General features: G+C 67.6%; 20 protein-coding genes. 10 read left to right on the top strand and 10 right to left on the bottom strand.

Annotated elements, in window-relative coordinates:
• Genes ACW5IY_RS19795 through ACW5IY_RS19780 form a run of 4 tightly spaced genes read left to right on the top strand, consistent with a single transcriptional unit; the run spans position 1 to position 3,374 of the window.
• Positions 1-1,305 (top strand): phosphatase PAP2/dual specificity phosphatase family protein, encoded by a 1,305-nt coding sequence (locus ACW5IY_RS19795; protein WP_192840223.1) that lies wholly within the window; start codon positions 1-3, stop codon positions 1,303-1,305.
• The gene (locus ACW5IY_RS19790) at positions 1,302-1,739 is read left to right on the top strand and encodes a hypothetical protein (protein ID WP_049436847.1); all 438 of its coding nucleotides are present in this window, start codon (positions 1,302-1,304) and stop codon (positions 1,737-1,739) included. Before ACW5IY_RS19795 ends, ACW5IY_RS19790 begins: the two co-directional genes overlap by 4 nt.
• Positions 1,740-1,752: 13 nt before the next feature.
• Positions 1,753-2,382 carry a lysophospholipid acyltransferase family protein gene (locus ACW5IY_RS19785; protein WP_049436848.1) on the top strand — a complete coding sequence of 210 codons (630 nt, stop codon included), beginning with the start codon at positions 1,753-1,755 and terminating at the stop codon, positions 2,380-2,382.
• Positions 2,379-3,374 carry a phosphatidate cytidylyltransferase gene (locus ACW5IY_RS19780; RefSeq protein WP_049436849.1) on the top strand — a complete coding sequence of 332 codons (996 nt, stop codon included), beginning with the start codon at positions 2,379-2,381 and terminating at the stop codon, positions 3,372-3,374. Before ACW5IY_RS19785 ends, ACW5IY_RS19780 begins: the two co-directional genes overlap by 4 nt.
• Before the next feature lie 148 nt (positions 3,375-3,522).
• On the opposite strand, the gene fis is transcribed toward ACW5IY_RS19780, so the two are convergent.
• The 3 genes from fis to prmA form a co-directional block, all read right to left on the bottom strand.
• Positions 3,523-3,798, bottom strand: coding sequence for a DNA-binding transcriptional regulator Fis (gene fis, locus ACW5IY_RS19775; RefSeq protein WP_005419706.1), 276 nt, complete (start codon positions 3,796-3,798; stop codon positions 3,523-3,525).
• 114 nt (positions 3,799-3,912) lie between these two features.
• A complete protein-coding gene (locus ACW5IY_RS19770) occupies positions 3,913-4,683 on the bottom strand; it encodes a DUF3426 domain-containing protein (RefSeq protein ID WP_049436850.1) in 771 nt (256 codons plus the stop codon).
• 42 nt (positions 4,684-4,725) lie between these two features.
• Entirely contained in the window at positions 4,726-5,646 is a 921-nt protein-coding gene (gene prmA / locus ACW5IY_RS19765) for a 50S ribosomal protein L11 methyltransferase (RefSeq protein WP_049436950.1), read from the bottom strand.
• 162 nt (positions 5,647-5,808) lie between these two features.
• Here prmA and ACW5IY_RS19760 point away from each other — a divergent pair, with 162 nt between their 5' ends.
• Both ACW5IY_RS19760 and ACW5IY_RS19755 read left to right on the top strand, forming a co-directional pair.
• The gene (locus ACW5IY_RS19760; protein WP_043397415.1) at positions 5,809-6,774 is read left to right on the top strand and encodes a hypothetical protein; all 966 of its coding nucleotides are present in this window, start codon (positions 5,809-5,811) and stop codon (positions 6,772-6,774) included.
• Positions 6,771-7,145, top strand: coding sequence for a hypothetical protein (locus ACW5IY_RS19755; protein WP_010481078.1), 375 nt, complete (start codon positions 6,771-6,773; stop codon positions 7,143-7,145). The genes ACW5IY_RS19760 and ACW5IY_RS19755 overlap by 4 nt, the downstream gene beginning before the upstream one ends.
• A gap of 128 nt (positions 7,146-7,273) precedes the next feature.
• Here ACW5IY_RS19755 and accC read toward each other — a convergent pair whose 3' ends face one another.
• The 5 genes from accC to ACW5IY_RS19730 form a co-directional block, all read right to left on the bottom strand.
• Positions 7,274-8,641 carry an acetyl-CoA carboxylase biotin carboxylase subunit gene (gene accC / locus ACW5IY_RS19750; RefSeq protein WP_032129559.1) on the bottom strand — a complete coding sequence of 456 codons (1,368 nt, stop codon included), beginning with the start codon at positions 8,639-8,641 and terminating at the stop codon, positions 7,274-7,276.
• A 10-nt stretch (positions 8,642-8,651) separates the two neighbouring features.
• Positions 8,652-9,131, bottom strand: coding sequence for an acetyl-CoA carboxylase biotin carboxyl carrier protein (accB, locus tag ACW5IY_RS19745; RefSeq protein WP_032129560.1), 480 nt, complete (start codon positions 9,129-9,131; stop codon positions 8,652-8,654).
• Positions 9,132-9,184: 53 nt separating this feature from the next.
• Complete coding sequence (locus ACW5IY_RS19740) at positions 9,185-9,610, bottom strand: lysozyme inhibitor LprI family protein (RefSeq protein ID WP_043397420.1); 426 nt, start codon at positions 9,608-9,610, stop codon at positions 9,185-9,187.
• Positions 9,607-10,056, bottom strand: coding sequence for a type II 3-dehydroquinate dehydratase (aroQ, locus tag ACW5IY_RS19735; protein WP_010481082.1), 450 nt, complete (start codon positions 10,054-10,056; stop codon positions 9,607-9,609). Before aroQ ends, ACW5IY_RS19740 begins: the two co-directional genes overlap by 4 nt.
• Before the next feature lie 358 nt (positions 10,057-10,414).
• The gene (locus ACW5IY_RS19730; protein ID WP_049436851.1) at positions 10,415-11,143 is read right to left on the bottom strand and encodes a DOPA 4,5-dioxygenase family protein; all 729 of its coding nucleotides are present in this window, start codon (positions 11,141-11,143) and stop codon (positions 10,415-10,417) included.
• Between the two features lie 168 nt (positions 11,144-11,311).
• On the opposite strand from ACW5IY_RS19730, the gene ACW5IY_RS19725 reads away from it, so the two are divergent.
• Complete coding sequence (locus ACW5IY_RS19725) at positions 11,312-12,139, top strand: isocitrate lyase/PEP mutase family protein (protein WP_049436852.1); 828 nt, start codon at positions 11,312-11,314, stop codon at positions 12,137-12,139.
• Positions 12,140-12,208: 69 nt separating this feature from the next.
• Here ACW5IY_RS19725 and ACW5IY_RS19720 read toward each other — a convergent pair whose 3' ends face one another.
• Complete coding sequence (locus tag ACW5IY_RS19720) at positions 12,209-12,751, bottom strand: hypothetical protein (RefSeq protein ID WP_043397429.1); 543 nt, start codon at positions 12,749-12,751, stop codon at positions 12,209-12,211.
• A 127-nt stretch (positions 12,752-12,878) separates the two neighbouring features.
• On the opposite strand from ACW5IY_RS19720, the gene ACW5IY_RS19715 reads away from it, so the two are divergent.
• Together ACW5IY_RS19715 and ACW5IY_RS19710 are read left to right on the top strand one after the other, a co-directional pair.
• A complete protein-coding gene (locus tag ACW5IY_RS19715; RefSeq protein WP_043397432.1) occupies positions 12,879-13,472 on the top strand; it encodes an NAD(P)H-dependent oxidoreductase in 594 nt (197 codons plus the stop codon).
• Between the two features lie 16 nt (positions 13,473-13,488).
• Complete coding sequence (locus ACW5IY_RS19710; protein WP_029379726.1) at positions 13,489-14,082, top strand: TetR/AcrR family transcriptional regulator; 594 nt, start codon at positions 13,489-13,491, stop codon at positions 14,080-14,082.
• Positions 14,083-14,087: 5 nt separating this feature from the next.
• On the opposite strand, the gene ACW5IY_RS19705 is transcribed toward ACW5IY_RS19710, so the two are convergent.
• Positions 14,088-14,882, bottom strand: coding sequence for a serine hydrolase (locus ACW5IY_RS19705; protein ID WP_049436853.1), 795 nt, complete (start codon positions 14,880-14,882; stop codon positions 14,088-14,090).
• A 120-nt stretch (positions 14,883-15,002) separates the two neighbouring features.
• Between ACW5IY_RS19705 and ACW5IY_RS19700 the strand changes: the two genes are divergently transcribed.
• Positions 15,003-16,556 carry an alkaline phosphatase gene (locus ACW5IY_RS19700; protein ID WP_457326851.1) on the top strand — a complete coding sequence of 518 codons (1,554 nt, stop codon included), beginning with the start codon at positions 15,003-15,005 and terminating at the stop codon, positions 16,554-16,556.
• Positions 16,557-16,578: the final 22 nt, after the last annotated feature.

Here is a 16,578-nt window from a genome sequence, read left to right as displayed (position 1 = left end):
CTGGCCGCGGAAGGGCGCCCCTGGCGGCGCGCCCTGCTGTGGCTGGCCCTGCTGGGCCCGTTCTTCTTCGCCAGCTATGGCTTCGCCAACTGGATGGCCGGTCGCCACACCGCGTTGCCGGTGATGGCGTTCGTGTGGGAGGCGCACATTCCGTTCGTGCCGTGGACGATCGTGCCGTACTGGTCGATCGACCTGTTCTATGCGGTCTCGTTCTTTCTGTGCCGACAGCGCCTCGAACTGGACCGGCATGCGCTGCGCCTGCTCAGTGCACAGCTGATCGCGGTGACCTGCTTTCTGCTGTGGCCGCTGCGCTTCAGCTTCGAACGGCCGGAGATCGGCGGCGTGTTCGGTTGGCTGTTCGATGTGCTGCTGGGCTTCGACAAGCCGTTCAACCAGGCGCCATCGCTGCACATCGTGCTGCTGATCGTGCTGTGGGTGAAGTTCGCGCAGTACCTGCACGGCATGTGGCGTTGGGTGCTGCATGTGTGGGCACTGCTGATCGGTGTCTCGGTGCTGACCACGTTCCAGCACCATTTCATCGACATCCCGACCGGGCTGCTGGCCGGCTGGCTGTGCGTGTGGCTGTGGCCGGGGCAGGGCACGCCCCCCTTGCGTGCCTGGCGCACCGCGCGTGATGCCAAACGGTGGCGATTGGCGGCGTTGTACCTGCTGGGGGCAGTGCTGTTGTTGGTGCCGGTGGTGATGCTGCGTGGCGCGGCGTTGTGGCTGCTGTGGCCGGTGGTGTCGCTGCTGCTGGTGGCGCTGGCGTATGCCGGGCTGGGTACGGCGGTGTTCCAGAAGCGCGCCGATGGTCGCCTGACCATGGCGGCGCGCTGGCTGCTGGCGCCGTACCTGGGCGCCGCCTGGATCAACTCGCGGCTGTGGACGCGACGTGCGCCGCAGCCAGTGCCGGTGCTGGATGGCGTGTGGCTGGGCCGGATTCCCTGCACGGCATTGCCGACACCTTTGGTGGGCGTGGTCGATGCCTGCGCCGAGCTGTCCTGCTGCGCGCCGGGTGCGGCGTACGCCGGTGTGCCGATGCTGGACCTGGTGGTGCCGGAACCGGAGCAGCTGCGCGAGGCAGCCGAGGCCATCGCGCGCCTGCGGGCGCAGGGGCCGTTGCTGGTGTGCTGTGCACTGGGCTATTCGCGCAGTGCCGCCAGCGTGGCGACCTGGCTGCTGCGCAGCGGTCGTGCGGCTGATGCCGATGCGGCGGTGGCGATCGTGCGTGCCGCGCGTCCGAGCATCGTGCTGGGCAAGGCGCACCTGCGCGCGATCACCGTTGCCGCCGGAGACCCTGCATGAGCACGACGCCTGACATTGCGACCATGCAGCTGCTGTTGCGGCAGGGGCGTTGGCCGGCAGGCCTGTCGCTGGGGCTGCTGCTGGTCGCATTGCTGCTGCTCGGCACCGAGCCGGGCCTGGCGATGATCGCTGCAGGGTTGCTGCTGGCCAGCATGTTTGCGGGGGTGGCTCAGACATACCACGCGTGGCGGGTGGCGCTGGACGCCAGCCTGCTGCAGCTGCTGCGCGATGAGGGCCTGGACGGCGATGCCGCCGCGCGCCGCACCGATCAGCTGCTGCAGGACAGCGGCCTGCGTCGCGCGTCGCCCGATGCGCCCCTGCGCGGCTGGGACGCGCGCTGGGCCGGCATGCGCCGCCTGCTGTTGCGCCAGTACCTGCTGACCGCGGTGCAGTTCGCACTGCTGGTGCTGGCCGTGTTGTGGCCGCAGACGTGAACGGGAGGGACCAATGTTCGCCGAACTGATTGCCCGCGCCTGCAGTGGTGCGATCCATGTGGTGACTGGCGCCCGCGCGCTGTGGATCGGTTGCGCGCCGTCCAGCGAGCGACGCGTGTATTACGGCAACCATGCCAGCCATGGTGACTTCGTGCTGATCTGGTCGTCGATGCCACCGGCATTGCGGCGGCAGGTGCGCCCGGTTGCTGCTGCCGAGTACTGGCAGCGCGATGGGCTGCGTCGCTACCTGATCGATGCGGTGTTCAACGGCGTGCTGGTCGAGCGCGAGGCCGGTCATCGCCAGCAGGATCCGCTGCAGGCCCTGCGTGACGCGGTGGACGAAGACTGCTCGCTGATCCTGTTTCCGGAAGGCACGCGCAACGTGTGCGATGAGCCGTTGCTGCCGTTCAAGAGCGGCATCTACCATCTGGCCCGGCAACGGCCGGAGCTGGAATTCGTGCCGGTGTGGATCGACAACCTGAAGCGGGTGATGCCGAAGGGCCGGTTCCTGCCGCTGCCCTTGTTGTGCACGGCTACCTTCGGTACGCCGCTGCGACTGCAGGCCGACGAGGACAAGGCCGCCTTCCTGGCCCGCAGCCGGCAGGCGCTGCTGGACCTGGCGCCGAATGGAGGTCGTGCATGAGTTTCGTGTTGGATGTATCTGGCGATCTGGCAACGCAGAGTGTCGGCCAGCAGACCGGCCTGCTGTTCGCCGGTGTCGGCGCGGTGCTGGTGCTGGCCACGCTGGTGGCCGAGACCCTGCGCTGGCGCCAGCGCGGACAGCCCAGTGCGGTCATCGCCAACCTGGTCTCGCGCATCCGCGCCTGGTGGGTGATGGCCATCGTGGTCGGGCTGGCGTTGTTCTTCGGCCGTGCCGGGGTGATCGTGCTGTTCGCGATCATCTCGCTGTTCGCGCTGCGCGAGTTCATCACCCTGGCGCCGACCCGCTCGGGCGACTACTACGCGCTGCTGGCCGCGTTCTACGTCGTCCTGCCGTGGCAGTACTACCTGGTGTGGATCGACTGGTACGGCATGTACACGCTGCTGATTCCGGTCTATGCGTTCCTGTTCCTGCCGATCCTGTCGACCATCGGTGGCGATACCACGCACTACCTGGAGCGGACCGCGAAGGTGCAATGGGGGCTGATGATCTGCGTGTTCTGCATCTCGCATGTGCCGCTGCTGCTGAACCTGCACGTGCCCGGCCATGATCCGTCGCGCAACGTGCTGCTGTTCGCCTTCCTGGTGATCGTGGTGCAGTCCTCGGACGTGCTGCAGTACATCTGGGGCAAGCTGCTGGGCAGGCATCTGATTGCACCGAAGCTGTCGCCGTCGAAAACAGTGGAGGGCTTCGTGGGCGGCGTGCTGAGTGCCAGCGCGCTGGGTGCGGCGCTGTGGTGGGCCACCCCGTTCACGCCGCTGCAGGCGTTCGGCCTGTCGCTGCTGATCAACCTGATGGGGTTCTGGGGCGGCCTGGTGATGTCGGCGATCAAGCGTGATCGTGGCATCAAGGATTGGGGCCACATGATCGAGGGCCATGGTGGCATGCTCGACCGGCTGGATTCGGTGTGTTTCGCCGCGCCCGTGTTCTTCCATGTGGTGCGGTACTACTGGAAGGCGGGCGGGGGTGGCTGATTCCGCCGGGCATCCATCCACGCATGGCGTGGCTCTACTGGAACGGCATTGACCCGCTTCTGTAGCGTCGAGCCATGCTCGACTGCCTTTCACGGGTAGCCCGGCGCAGGAGCAGTCGAGCATGGCTCGACTCTACACATCGGTGCGCTCAGGCGCTGATGCCGTATTCCTTCAGCTTCTTGCGCAGGGTGGCACGGTGGATGCCCAGCATCGCCGCGGCGCGGCTCTGGTTGCCTTCGCAGTGGTTGAGCACTTCCACGAACAGCGGGATCTCCATCTCGCGCAGCACGATCTCGTAGACATCGTCCGCATCGCAGCCATCAAGGTCACGCAGGTAGCGGCGCACGGACTGGGCGACGTGTTCACGCAGCGGTGGCCGGGGAGCGCCACGACTGTTGTCAGGACGAGAAAGGACAGCGTTCAAGGGGGTTCCCGATTCGGTTGGCCCGTGCGCGCGGAGCGCGCGGCCGGACGAGGTGGTGGCGGCCAGTCTAGCGCGAGCGTGCCCGGCCTGCCACGGCTGGTCGCCTCACCCCGGTCAGAGGAAGTCGAAGGTGAATGCGACGGTGGATGCAGCAGGCTCCTGTACCCGGAACGCGACGCGCGCGCTCTGGCTCGGTTCCAGCAGGGCTGTGCCGGGGTTCTCACCCAGGTACTGCGTGGGCGTGAACACGCCGCTGCCGATCACCCGGCCATCGGCATCGGACAGTGACAGGCGCAGGTCTGGCCACGCCTGTGCCCAACGTGCGTCGTTACGGATGCTGGCCTGCACCTGCAGCACGCCGGCCTGCCCGGGCAGCGGCCGGATCTCGCGGCTGGTCATGGTGAAGGCGGTGGGTTCGTGCCAGGCCGGCAGGCTGCAGTGCAGTACGCCGCACAGCGTGCCCAGCCACGCGCGGTTGCCGGCGTCGGCGGCCAGCCGCGCGCGGTCGGCCAGCACGCTCTGCAGTAGCAGCAGCAATGCCAGCCCTCCGACCAGCAGCCAGTGCCAACGGGGTGCTGGCAGCGTGCGTGCGCGCGTGCTGCCCAGGAAGCTGGGGGCATCACTGGCGGCCGCTGCTGCCTGCACCGCGAGCGGCGCCGGTTCGATGGCCGCTGCTTCATCAACGATGACAACGTCATCGTCGTGCCGCATCCCTGTCGCCGAGGGGGGGGCCAGGTCGATGGGCTCGACGGGCATCTGCTCCACAGGTGCTGTGTGCCCGGCTTCGTCGTGCGTGCGCGCATCGGTCGCAGGCGCGGGCTCACCTTCCGGCGCGGTGCGCAGGAAGGTGGCCAGGGGACGGCGCGGTGGGTTCGGCTCGGACATGCTCAGGGCGCGGGCTCGGATCCAGCGGTCATTCAACCACGATCAGGCGCGGCGCACGCCGGTGATGCGCATCCAGTCGCCATCCTGGGTGGCCTGCAGATTGTCGAACCAGGCCGCATAGCGCTGCAGCAGTTCACCTTCCTGGCCATGCAGGATGCCGGACAGGGCGATGCGGCCACCGGCAGCGACGCGCGCGGCCAGCAGTTCGGCCAGCGCATCCAGCGCCGAGGCGAGGATGTTGGCGACCACGATCGGATAGGTCGCGACCGGTTCGTCCTGCGGCAGGTACACGTGCATGCGGGCCTGTTCGCCGTTGCGTTCGGCATTGTCGGCGGTGGCGACCAGGGCCTGCGGATCGTTGTCCACGCCGATGGCTTCAGCGGCGCCCAGCTTCAGCGCGGCCAGTGCGAGGATGCCCGAGCCGCAACCGAAGTCGAGCACGCGCTGGCCCTGCAGCAGGCCATCGACTGCCAACTGGTCCAGCCAGCGCAGGCACAGTGCGGTGGTCGGGTGGGTGCCCGAACCGAACGCCAGGCCCGGGTCCAGCCGCACCACGGCGGCATCGGCGGCCTGTGCGGCATCGGGCAGTTCATGGTTCCACGGCACGATCCAGGTGCGGCTGCCGAAATCCATCGGCTGGAACTGGTCGATCCAGGCGCGTTCCCAGTCTTCATCCTCGACCGCGCGGAAGCTGCCGCTGCTCCAGTCCAGTTCCGGATCGAAGGATTCCAGTGCGGCCAGCAGCAACAGCGCGTTGCTGTCGGCGGGGAACAGCGCGCTCAGCACCAGCGTGTCCCACAGCGGGGTCTCGCCCACGCCCGGTTCGAGAATGGCCTGTTCGTTGCTGGTATCGGCCTCGGCATCGAGCAGGGTCACGGCCAGTGCACCAACGTCCTCCAGCGCGTTTTCATAGCGGGGCTGGGTGGCTTCAGTGCAGCGCAGGGTCAGTTCCAGGAACGGCATGGTGGTGGGGGCAATCGCGGGAAAGGGGGCCATGCTAGACCATCGGGGCGTCTCCGTATTGCCTGAGATGCCGCTCCGAGATGAACGAAGCCCGTTCAGACAGGCCCGTCGGGCCTTGCTAAACTTCGTGCTTTCCTGTCCGCCGCATCGCTACCGCCGCCGATGGCCTTCGCTCCGACCCTGAAAACCTGGTTGCTCGTACTGCCGGCCGTGGCCGTGCTGGGCGTGGCCGGTTATCGGGCCAGCGGCCATGCTGCGACGTCTTCGCTGGCCTCGGCGGATCTGGCGGGCAGGGTGGCGGTCACTGACAGCGCGGCGCCGCTGCCGGTGATGCCGGAGGCGCTTGCGCGCCGCCTGGCGCCCTTCGAGCGTGGCAATGCATTGCCGTCCGGGCTGCCCCTGGATCTACGCGCCGACATTGAAGACGCCACCGACCTGTATGCCTATGCACAGCGGTTGCGTGTGCAGGCGGACGAAGGCAACCACGAGGCGCGCTGGATGCTCAGCCGTGTCTATGACTATTGCGCGCAGTACGCGGTCGATCCGGGTGGCTACCGCCTGGACAACAACGTGCTGGCCGGGCTGGGCCTGACCGCCGCGCCGGCGATGGTGCAGGCGCGCGAACGCGTCGCGCAGCGTTGTGGTGGTTTCGTGCCGGGCGACAAGCTGGGCACGGCCTTGGTGCTGTCCGAACGTCGCAAGGCGGCCGCACAAGGCAATCTGGCTGCAGAGGCTGCGTTGTTCGCCGAGGGAGAGCCGCTGCAGGACAGCCCCGAGTACCGCCGTGACCTGGTTGAACGGGTGCGCACCTCGCGCGATCCGGAGGCCTTCATGGCGATCGCACCGGGCATGGGCGTGCGCGCCTCGGGTGACCGTGCGCTCAACGGGCTGGTGGCGGGCGAGCAGCTCAGTGAACTCGCATGGCGGCTTGCGGCCTGCGAACTCGGTCTACCGTGTGGGGCAGACAGTGTGCTGGTCAACAGTTTTTGTGCGAACGGAGGGATCTGTTCGCAGGATGGTACGCAGGATTTCCGGGATTTCGTGTATGACGCTGCGGTATCGCGGCAGGGCGCTGGGAAGATGAAGGAATGGATCAAGCGATTGGTTGGAAAGAGGAACGAGCAATGAACTACCGCCGATTCCTGCACGGGGCCAAGTTCTGGTTCTGGGTGGCCCTGTTCGTGGCCTACTCGGCCGGCGCGGTTGGCCTGTTGATGATCGATACCTATGAAGATCGCTACCGGCATCTGTCGAAGGTGGAACTGACCACGGTAAAGGCGCAGGAAGACGTGCGCCGTGCCGGTGCCAGCCAGGTGGCCGCGGTCTATCGCGCGCAGAGCGGCATGCCGTTCGCGTCGCTGCCGGCGGGCAGCACCTTCCAGGTGGTGTGGCCGGATGGTTCGACCGAGACCATGGTGATCGTCGACCCGACCTCGCCCAATGGCGTGCGTCCGCTGGCGAACTCGCAGATTCCAGCCGAAGCGGCCGACAAGCGCTGATGCGCCTGCTGTAGAGCCGAGCCCACGCTCGGCTGCTTTTCCAGCAAGCCGAGCGTGGGCTCGGCTCTACAGCAACAGAAAAGGGCGGGGATATCCCCGCCCTTTTCATGTCCAGCACCGGCCGCCGATCAGGTCAGCGCGATCGGCTTGTTCTTGCGTTCGGCCAAGCGCTTTTCCAGGTAGTGGATGTTCTGGCCACCGGCCTGGAACCCCTTGTCGCGCATGATCCGCTGCTGCAGGGCGACGTTGGTCTTGATGCCATCGACCACCATTTCGCTCAGTGCCACGCGCATGCGGGCAATGGCGGTTTCGCGGTCCGGGCCGTGCACGATCAGCTTGCCGATCATCGAGTCGTAGTTCGACGGCACGCGGTAGCCACTGTAGATGTGGGTGTCCACGCGCACGCCGGGGCCGCCCGGCGGATGGAAGCCGGTGATGGTGCCCGGGCTCGGCACGAAGGTTTCTGCATCTTCGGCGTTGATGCGGCATTCGATGGCATGGCCGGTCAGCACCACGTCACTCTGCTTGATCGACAGCTTCTGGCCGGCGGCGATCTTCAGCTGCTCGGCCACCAGGTCGATGCCGGTGACCATTTCGGTGACCGGATGCTCCACCTGGATGCGGGTGTTCATTTCGATGAAGTAGAAGCGGCCGTCCTCGTACAGGAACTCGAACGTGCCGGCGCCACGGTAGCCGATACGCACGCAGGCTTCGGTGCACACCTTGCCGATCTGCTCGCGCTGCTCGGCGGTGATGCCCGGCGCCGGCGCTTCTTCCACCACCTTCTGGTGGCGGCGCTGCATCGAGCAGTCGCGCTCACCCAGGTGGATGGCGTTGCCCTGGCCGTCGGCCAGCACCTGGATCTCCACGTGGCGCGGATTCTCCAGGAACTTCTCCATGTAGACCTCGCCATTGCCGAACGCGGCCTTGGCCTCGCTCTTGGTGGTTTCGATCGAGGTCTTCAGCGAGGCTTCGGCGTGCACCACGCGCATGCCGCGGCCACCGCCGCCACCGGCTGCCTTGATGATGACCGGGTAGCCGATCTCACGGGCGATCTTGGTGTTGGCGACGATGTCCTCGCCCAGCGGGCCGCCCGAGCCGGGCACGCACGGCACGCCGGCGGACTTCATCGCGCGGATGGCTTCGACCTTGTCACCCATCATGCGGATGGTGTCGGCCTTGGGGCCGATGAAAATGAAGCCGGACTCTTCCACGCGTTCGGCGAAGTCGGCGTTCTCCGACAGGAAACCGTAGCCCGGGTGGATGGCCTGGGCGTCGGTGACTTCCGCCGCAGCGATCAGTGCCGGGATGTTGAGGTAGCTCTGCGGCGACGGCGCCGGGCCGATGCAGACCGACTCGTCGGCCATGGCCACGTGCTTGAGGTTGCGGTCGACCGTGGAGTGCACGGCCACCGTGCGGATGCCGAGGGTGTGGCACGCGCGCAGGATGCGCAGCGCGATTTCCCCTCGGTTGGCGATGACGACTTTGTCGAGCATGGCGTGCCCCTCAGCCGATCACGAACAACGGCTGGTCGAATTCCACCGGCTGGCCGTTCTCGCCGAGGATGGCGACGATGGTGCCGGACTTGTCGGCTTCGATCGGGTTGAACATCTTCATCGCTTCGATGATGGCCAGAGTCTCGCCTTCCTTGACCTGCTGGCCAACGCTGACGAAGGCCGGCTTGTCCGGGGCGGACGACGCGTAGAAGGTGCCGACCATCGGCGAGCGCAGCACGTGGCCTTCCGGCAGCGCCGGGCCCGGCTTGGCGGTGCCGCCGGTGGACGCTTCAGTCGGCGACTGCATCGGCATCGCCTGCGGCGCCGGGGCGGCCGGAGCGGCATACACCGGGGCGGCGACCGGGGCGGCATAGCCGGCCACCGGGGCGCGCGACAGGCGCACCGACTCTTCGCCTTCCTTGATTTCGATTTCAGCCAGGTTCGACTCTTCCAGCAGGTCGATCAGCTTCTTGATTTTGCGGAGATCCATGGTGGCCTCTTTGCTCTTGATGTCAGTGTGGTGGGAAGCGCATCGCGCTCGGGTCAAAGCAGTTCGTAGAACTCGCGCAGCTGCCGTGTGCGGTCGCGCGCGAGGGTGATCAGGCAGCGCATCTGTGCGCCGTTGCGCGCCGTGCCATCGGAATTGAGGGCATAGACGGCGTTGCAGTCGTGGTCGCGCAGCTGCATCCAGGCACGCTGGGCCAGGACCAGCTGCTGCTCGGCATCGCCGCAATAGCTGCAGGTGCCGCCGTTGGCGGGTGTGCGCAGCTGGCGCCGGGCTTGTGCATACACCGCATTGAGTTCGACATCAGCGGCTGCGGCTACGTCCGAGGCGCACAGGTCGCTCTCCATCGTGGTGGTCGGACGTGCGCAGTCGATGCCTTCGTCCTTGCGGTCGAACGCCGTGGCCGCGCCGCAGAGACCGGCCCACGCCAGAACGCCGGCAAGCACGCGCGGCAGCACGTTCACGCGCGGGCCGCCTGCACGCGCAGCAGCGCCGCGTCCATCGCGTAGCGGTAGCTGTCGGCGCCGAAGCCGCAGACCACGCCCACGGCCTTGTCACTGAAGTAGCTGTGCTGGCGGAACGGTTCGCGGGTATGCGGATTGGACAGGTGGATCTCGATGAACGGCACCGCCACCGCCGCCAGCGCATCGCGCAGGGCCACCGAGGTATGGGTGAAGGCGGCGGGGTTGATCAGGATGAAAGCGGTTCCGTCGTCGCGCGCGGCCTGCACGCGGTCCACCAGTACGTGCTCGGCATTGGACTGCAGGCTCTCCATCGCGTGCCCGGCGGCCGAGGCCTGGGCCGCCAGCGCCTGGTCGATGTCGGCCAGCGTGGTGTGGCCGTAGACCTCCGGCTCGCGGGTGCCGAGCAGGTTGAGGTTGGGGCCGTGCAGGACCAGCAGCTTCGCCATGGGATCCGGAAGACGGGAAAGGGCGGCAGTCTGGCGGAACCGGCGGATGCTGTCCAGTTCGGCGAAGTTTGCTGTGTTTCAATCGATTGTTTGAAATCTGCCGAAGCGCTTGCGGCCCTATGCGGGGCGGCGGATCAAGGCGCGCTGAACGCCGTGCGGGCGGGGGATGCGTGCACGTAGGGCGACGATGGCGGCAAGAGCCTTGTCGGGGGAGCCGCGCCACGCGTGGAAGAAGGAAGTTCGGTGCGCAGCAAGCTACGCACCCACCGGAGGGGGCTCAAGGTGCGCAGCAAGCTACGCACCCACCGAAGGGCAGCCCAAGGTGCGCAGCAAGCCACGCACCCACCGGAAAGGCGGGTCAGGTCTCCAGCGGCACCGTCGGCACCACGTTCGGGAACACCTCCTCCAGCGGCTCCCGTTCCCCCGGCTTCGGCGCCGGCCAGTTGTAGGCGTTCACCGGCTGCGCGCGGTTCACCCACAACGCGTAATACAGGTGGTCGGCGCGGCCATCGCCGGTGTTGGGGTGGATCAGGATGGTCAGTCCCAGGCTGTTGAGCTGCAGCCAGGGCACCAGTACCGGCAGCAGGTCGTTGGTGAAGCCGAAATAGAACGACGGGGTGACGTGTGGTCCGCGTGGCTCCAGGTTCCAGTTGCCCAGCTCCACCGGGAAGCGCTCGGCCGCCCAGCGCCGCAGCAGCGCAGCCTTCTCGAAGCTGTCCTCGTCGAAGTAGATATGCGCGTGATAGCTCTTGATGTCGGTGTAGGCGCGTGGGGTCGCGGGTAGCGTGGCCTCGCCGGGACGCACGCTGGCCGGGCGCGGGGTCGGTTCGCTGGCCGTGGCCTGGCCCCAGGGGCTGCGCCCTTCCGGCGCTGGCGGCACGATGGCACGGAAGCCGGAGCGGCCAGGCTCGGTGGTGTTCACCGCGTCGTTGCCGCGCGGTGCTGCGGTGCCGGTCGACGCACTGGCCAGGCCGCCGGCGGCCAGACCCGCCGAAGCGATCAGGCGGCGCCGTGCCGGCGAGAGCAGGTCGGCCCAGTGGGCGTCATCATCGCCGGCGTCGATGAGGGGCTGCGGGTCAGGCGGCATGAAGGGCTCCGTGGCGGCACTGGTGTGGACAACCACGTACGCTCGGGCAGGGCCGCCGGTGGCGTCCAATAAGCAGGGGGCATCACTTCATGCATGGCCGGCTTCGATGCCATTGAGCGCGACCGCACCGCGGGCTAGGGTGCAGGTCTGCCGCCCCGGAGCCCTGCCATGACCTCGCCCGATGCCGACACACAGCACAAGCGCGCGTCTTTCCGCCAACTGCACGCGCAGGGGTGTTTCGTGCTGCCCAACCCGTGGGACGTGGGCAGTGCGCGCTACCTGCAGCGGCAAGGCTTCCTGGCGTTGGCCACCACCAGTGCCGGCTGCGCCTGGAGCGAAGGGCGGCCGGATGGCGCGGTTTCGTTGCCGGCCACGCTGGCGCATCTGCGCCTGATGGCGGCGGCGACCCCGTTGCCGTTGAATGCCGACTTCGGTGATGGTTTCGGCGTCACGCCGCAGGCGGTGGAGGAGGCGGTGGCTGCAGCGATCGACACCGGCATCGCGGCTTTGTCGATCGAGGATGCCAGCGGCGTCGCCGATGCACCGCTGCGTTCGATCGACCAGGCGGTCGAGCGCCTGCGCGCTGCCCGTGCAGCCATCGACCGCGCAGGCGGTGACGTGCTGCTGGTCGGGCGTGCGGAGAACTTCTTCGTCGGCGTGCCGGATCTGCAGGACACCCTGCAGCGCCTGCGGGCCTATGCCGAGGCCGGTGCCGATGTGCTGTATGCGCCTGGCATCAGCACGCGCGAGCAGATCAGCGCGGTGGTTGCCGCTGCAGGGTCAAAACCGGTGAACCTGCTGGTTGGTGGACCGACACCGCTGAGCCTGCAGGACATCGCAGCACTTGGCGTTCGCCGGGTCAGCCTGGGCGGTGCGCTTGCGCGTGCGGCATGGGGTGGGCTGATACAGGCCACACAGCCGATCGTGCAGGAGGGGCGTTTCGATGGGCTGCAGCATGCGGCTTCCGGGGCCGCGTTGAACGCGTTGTTCCGCTAACGGACAGCCGGTAGATCCATGCCATGCGTAGATGGATGCGCCGGAGCGTACCGACGCCCAGCAATCGCGCTACAGCGTTTCCACTCCACCCTTGGGCAGCGTCACGCCAGGCTCCAGCGCTGGCAGCAGTTGCCAGAGCAGCTCAGGGTTGTCTAGCAACCCGGCGCCATCCAGATAGCTCCATTGCGCGGCGCCGACGCGGCGCACGGCGACCATGAACGAGGTGCTGCGGATCGGGGATTCACGTACGCGCAGCAACGAGTAGCGCGGGACGAAGCAGACCTCCTCGTCGCCGGCGGCATAGGTACGGGTCGGTACCCCAGCTTCGTCGCTGATGATGGTGACGCCGGCCTCGTGCAGCGCCTTGACCGTGTCGCGGGTTGATCGGGCGTATACCTCATCACCGCCGGCCAGGCGTTTCAGGCTGGGATGCGTGCGGGCGATGATCAGCTCGGCATCGCCGCGCGCGAACGCGGCCAGCATCCCCTGCACGTCCTGGCGCAGGGCGGCCGATTCGGATGGGGTGAGCTCGCCGGCCACGGCCGTCGGCGCCATCGTGGCCAGCAGCAGGAACAGCAGGAACAGCAGGGGAGCAAGCAGGCGTCGGTGCATCGTCGGGGACCTCCACGGGATGCGGCGCACTATACGGTGAACGCAAAAACAGCGTCCCATCGGTGGCGCTGGTGATCCGGGAATCATTACTTACCATTGGTAGGTAATGATTCCTGGAGATTCACCCATGCACAGTCTCATCGTCACCACCCACCCGGAAATCGGATCGCTCACCCATGCCATCGCCCAGCGCATCGGCGACGCCATCCGGGCCACCGCCGGCAACACCGTAACCCACGCAGACCTCGTCGCCGAAGGCTTCGATCCGCGCTTCAGCCGCGAGGACCAAGCTCTGTTCCGCGGGACCGGCCCGGTTCCGTCCGATGTGGCGGCCGAGCATGCGCGGCTGGATGCCATCGATACGCTGGTGCTGGTCTACCCGCTGTACTGGTGGTCGTTCCCTGCCTTGCTGAAGGGATGGATCGATCGCGTGTTCACCCAGGGCTGGGCGTACCAGGACGGCGCCGATGGCAAGGTGCAGAAGAAGCTGCAGCGCCTGCGCGTGCATCTGGTCGGCGTTGGCGGTGCGGGCGCGGAAATGATCGAACGGCGCGGCTATGGCACGGCGATGAAGACCCAGATCGACATGGGCATCTTCGACTACTGTGGCGCGCGCGTGCTGTCGTCCGAACTGCTGCTCGACGCCGACAGCGGTGCCGCGCAGGCGCATCTGCAGACCGCCGTGGAAATCGGCCGTAAAATCGGTACTCCGATGAGTTGATCACCCTGTTCCGCCGATGCCTGCCAACGCCGCTCCCACGCGCCGCCGATTGACCCGCGAGCAACGCGCCCGCCAGTTGCTGGATGTGGCCTGGGCGCTGGTTGGCGAAGAAGGCACCGACGCGTTGACGCTGGGACGGCTGGCCGAGGCGGCGGGCGTGACCAAGCCGGTGGCCTACGATCACTTCGTGACCCGCAACGGCCTGCTGGCCGCGCTCTACGATGACTATGACGGGCGGCAGACGGTGGTCTTCCACGAGCGTATCGGCCGCGCCCGGGCGCAGCTGGCCGACCGTGCGGCAGCCATCGCCTCCGGCTACATCGACTGCATCCTCAGCCAGGGCAGTGAAGTGCAGGGCATCCTCGCCGCGCTGGTGGGCGCGCCTGAACTGCACGAGGTGCGGCGGCGTTACCAGCAGGACTTCATCGACAACTGCGACGCCTGGCTGGGCCCGTTCGCCAGCGACGGCTCGGTGCCGCTGGCGGGACGCTGGGCGATCCTGGGTGCAGCTGAAACCCTGTCCGAGGGTGTGGCCGCGGGCGCGCTGGACAAGACCGACGCCGAGGCCGAGCTGCAGCGGCTGATCGTGGCGACGGTCAAGCGTCGCTGAGCCGCTCAGGCGTCGGCGGTGCTGTCGGCCAGCGCCGCGAACCCGGCGGCCAGCCGCTCGCGCACAAGGGCATCGCGTGCGTCGCGGCTGTCGGAGCCCAGCACCACCGTGATCAGCCGAACCGGATGCGCACGCCCCTGCACCGGCTGGAAGGCGGTAGCGGCCAGGCAGAAGCCTGCGGCCTGGGTGTAGCCGGTCTTCAAACCATCCACGCCGTCATCGCCAAGCAGGGCGTTCTGGTTGTTGCGGCTGAAGCTGCCGTGCGCGAACGCGCGCTGCGCGGTGACCGCCAGGATCTGCGGATGATCGTTCAACAGGCACGCGGCCAGCACCGCCATGTCGCGCGCGCTGGACGCATGGTGCGGCGTGGTGATGCCGGAGACGCTGGCGAACCAGGTGCTGCGCAGGCCGAGCTGGCGTGCGTGCCGGTTCATGCGCTCCAGGAACGCAGGCTGCGATCCGTCCAGGTGGCGCGCGACCGCCAGCGCCGCGTCATTGCCGGAGACGATCATCAAGCCTTCCAGCAGGCGCGCGAGGGTGACCGTTTCGCCGGGTACCAGGCCCATGCGCGTTTCATCGTCGGCGACCGCATGCACGTCGTCGGCGGCGATGGTGACTTCGTCGCCCCACGAGCGCCCGCGCTCCTCGACACATTCGTAAGCCGCGTAGGCGGTCATCAGCTTGGTCAGCGAGGCCGGTTGCCTGGCGATGTCCGCGTTGTGCTGGTGAATCACTGCGAAGGTTGCCGCATCGAGGGTGATGGACGACAGCGGTGCACGCGCAGGAGCAGGAGACGGCATGGAAACGACGATGGCAGTGGGGCTCTGGAGGATAGTGTGCGGCGGCTGCACGAAGCTGAAATATTGCAACGATATAACGTATCGTCAATGTGGGCCGCCGATGGCCCGACGGGACATCCGATGACTGCACGCATTCCACGCCGCTGGCTTCATTCTTCGTTGCTGCTCGCGGCGGCCGCACTTGGCGGCTGCCAGCCCAATCTGCGCACCGAGGCTGTTTCCTCCGCCGAAGCCGGTCCGCTCAATGTGATCGTGATGATCAACGACGGTGCCGGCTGGGGTACCTGGGACGCAGCGGCCTACTGGCAGTACGGCAGCCGCGAAGGCGCACCCTATGCGGATTTCCCGCTGCGCCTGGCGGTAACCACCTTCCCGTTGAACGCCAGCAGCCAGCCGACCCGCGACAACGTACAGACGCTTGGCTACGACCCGGGCAAGGCCTGGGATGACACGCCGGTTCCCGCGCAGGACCTGCCGTTTACCGGCTACCAGTACCTGGCCGCGGTGGCTACCGACAGTGCGGCGGCGGGCACCGCGTTGTCATCGGGCATCAAGACCTACAACAACGCCATCAACTACAGCAACGATGGCCAGCCGGTCGAGTTCAATACCCTGCGCGCCAAGCGCCTGGGCATGGCGACCGGTGTAGTGACTTCGGTACCGTTCGCGCACGCCACACCCGCAGCATTCGCGGCGCAGAACGAATCGCGCAACAGCTATCACGCCATTGCGCACCAGATGCTGGCGCAGGGCCACCTGGATCTGGTCATGGGCACCGGAGGCCCAGGCTACAGCGTCGACGGCCGCGCCTGCAACGAAGGCACGGACGCCGCAAAGGCAGAGGGCTGCGCGAATCCATGGGAGTGGGTGTCGCAGCAGGATTGGCAGCAGCTGGAAGCGGGCAGCACCATTGCCGGCAACCCGGCGGGACCGTGGCGCCTGATCCGCAGCAAAGAAGCGTTCACCGCACTGGCGCAGGGACGGCTGCCGGCCGACCGGCCGCTGATCGGCGTGCCGCGCGTGGCCAACACACTGCAGCAGGCGCGCCGCCTGCAGGTGCTGGGCAAGGATGCAGCCACGCCTTCGGGAGTGAGAAAGATCGACAGCGTGCCCGATCTGGCGATCATGACCCGCGGCGCGCTGCAGTTCCTGCAGCAGCGCTCGTCCAAGGGGCTGTTCCTGATGGTGGAAGGCGGCGCCACCGACTGGGCCGCGCATACCAGCGCCTGCGGCACCGAATGGCATTACGGCCAGTGCAGCGATCAGCCGCAGTACGGCCGGCTGATCGAAGAGACCGTGGAGTTCAATGACGCGGTGACGGCGGTGGTCGACTGGATCGAGCGCAACGGTGGCTGGGAGCGCAACCTGCTGATCGTCACCACCGACCACGACAACAGCATGCCGATGGGCCCGGATGCGCAGAACGTCGCCTTCGCGCCGGTGCGCAACAACGGCCGCGGCCGCATGCCCGGGATCAGTTTCCGTCCCACCGGCAACCATTCCAATGCACTGGTGCCGTTGTGGGCCAAGGGTGCGGGGTCGGAGCTGCTGGGCCAGCGCGTGCGCGGTGTTGATGCCGGCTACCGTCAGCACGTGCGCTGGAACGACGGCAGTTACATCGACAACACCGACGTGGCTGCGGCGGTGCAGGAGGCGCTGCAGCGTCCACGGTAACGCCCGGTTGCACCCGGGCTGT

This window comes from Stenotrophomonas sp. C-A (assembly GCF_054030835.1).
Note: the sequence above shows the minus strand (reverse complement) of the source record. Positions and strands in the feature narration are given on the sequence as shown.

Bases quoted from the DNA above. Each gene is read 5' to 3' on its own strand.
- aroQ (WP_010481082.1), bottom strand. From the start codon at position 10,056: ATGGCGAAGCTGCTGGTCCTGCACGGCCCCAACCTCAACCTGCTCGGC.
- ACW5IY_RS19715 (WP_043397432.1), top strand. From the start codon at position 12,879: ATGCACAGTCTCATCGTCACCACCCACCCGGAAATCGGATCGCTCACC.
- ACW5IY_RS19770 (WP_049436850.1), bottom strand. From the start codon at position 4,683: ATGTCCGAGCCGAACCCACCGCGCCGTCCCCTGGCCACCTTCCTGCGC.
- ACW5IY_RS19705 (WP_049436853.1), bottom strand. From the start codon at position 14,882: ATGCCGTCTCCTGCTCCTGCGCGTGCACCGCTGTCGTCCATCACCCTC.
- ACW5IY_RS19730 (WP_049436851.1), bottom strand. From the start codon at position 11,143: ATGCCGCCTGACCCGCAGCCCCTCATCGACGCCGGCGATGATGACGCC.
- ACW5IY_RS19760 (WP_043397415.1), top strand. From the start codon at position 5,809: ATGGCCTTCGCTCCGACCCTGAAAACCTGGTTGCTCGTACTGCCGGCC.
- accC (WP_032129559.1), bottom strand. From the start codon at position 8,641: ATGCTCGACAAAGTCGTCATCGCCAACCGAGGGGAAATCGCGCTGCGC.
- ACW5IY_RS19780 (WP_049436849.1), top strand. From the start codon at position 2,379: ATGAGTTTCGTGTTGGATGTATCTGGCGATCTGGCAACGCAGAGTGTC.
- ACW5IY_RS19710 (WP_029379726.1), top strand. From the start codon at position 13,489: ATGCCTGCCAACGCCGCTCCCACGCGCCGCCGATTGACCCGCGAGCAA.
- ACW5IY_RS19785 (WP_049436848.1), top strand. From the start codon at position 1,753: ATGTTCGCCGAACTGATTGCCCGCGCCTGCAGTGGTGCGATCCATGTG.
- prmA (WP_049436950.1), bottom strand. From the start codon at position 5,646: ATGCCGTTCCTGGAACTGACCCTGCGCTGCACTGAAGCCACCCAGCCC.
- ACW5IY_RS19700 (WP_457326851.1), top strand. From the start codon at position 15,003: ATGACTGCACGCATTCCACGCCGCTGGCTTCATTCTTCGTTGCTGCTC.
- ACW5IY_RS19720 (WP_043397429.1), bottom strand. From the start codon at position 12,751: ATGCACCGACGCCTGCTTGCTCCCCTGCTGTTCCTGCTGTTCCTGCTG.
- accB (WP_032129560.1), bottom strand. From the start codon at position 9,131: ATGGATCTCCGCAAAATCAAGAAGCTGATCGACCTGCTGGAAGAGTCG.
- ACW5IY_RS19725 (WP_049436852.1), top strand. From the start codon at position 11,312: ATGACCTCGCCCGATGCCGACACACAGCACAAGCGCGCGTCTTTCCGC.
- ACW5IY_RS19755 (WP_010481078.1), top strand. From the start codon at position 6,771: ATGAACTACCGCCGATTCCTGCACGGGGCCAAGTTCTGGTTCTGGGTG.
- ACW5IY_RS19790 (WP_049436847.1), top strand. From the start codon at position 1,302: ATGAGCACGACGCCTGACATTGCGACCATGCAGCTGCTGTTGCGGCAG.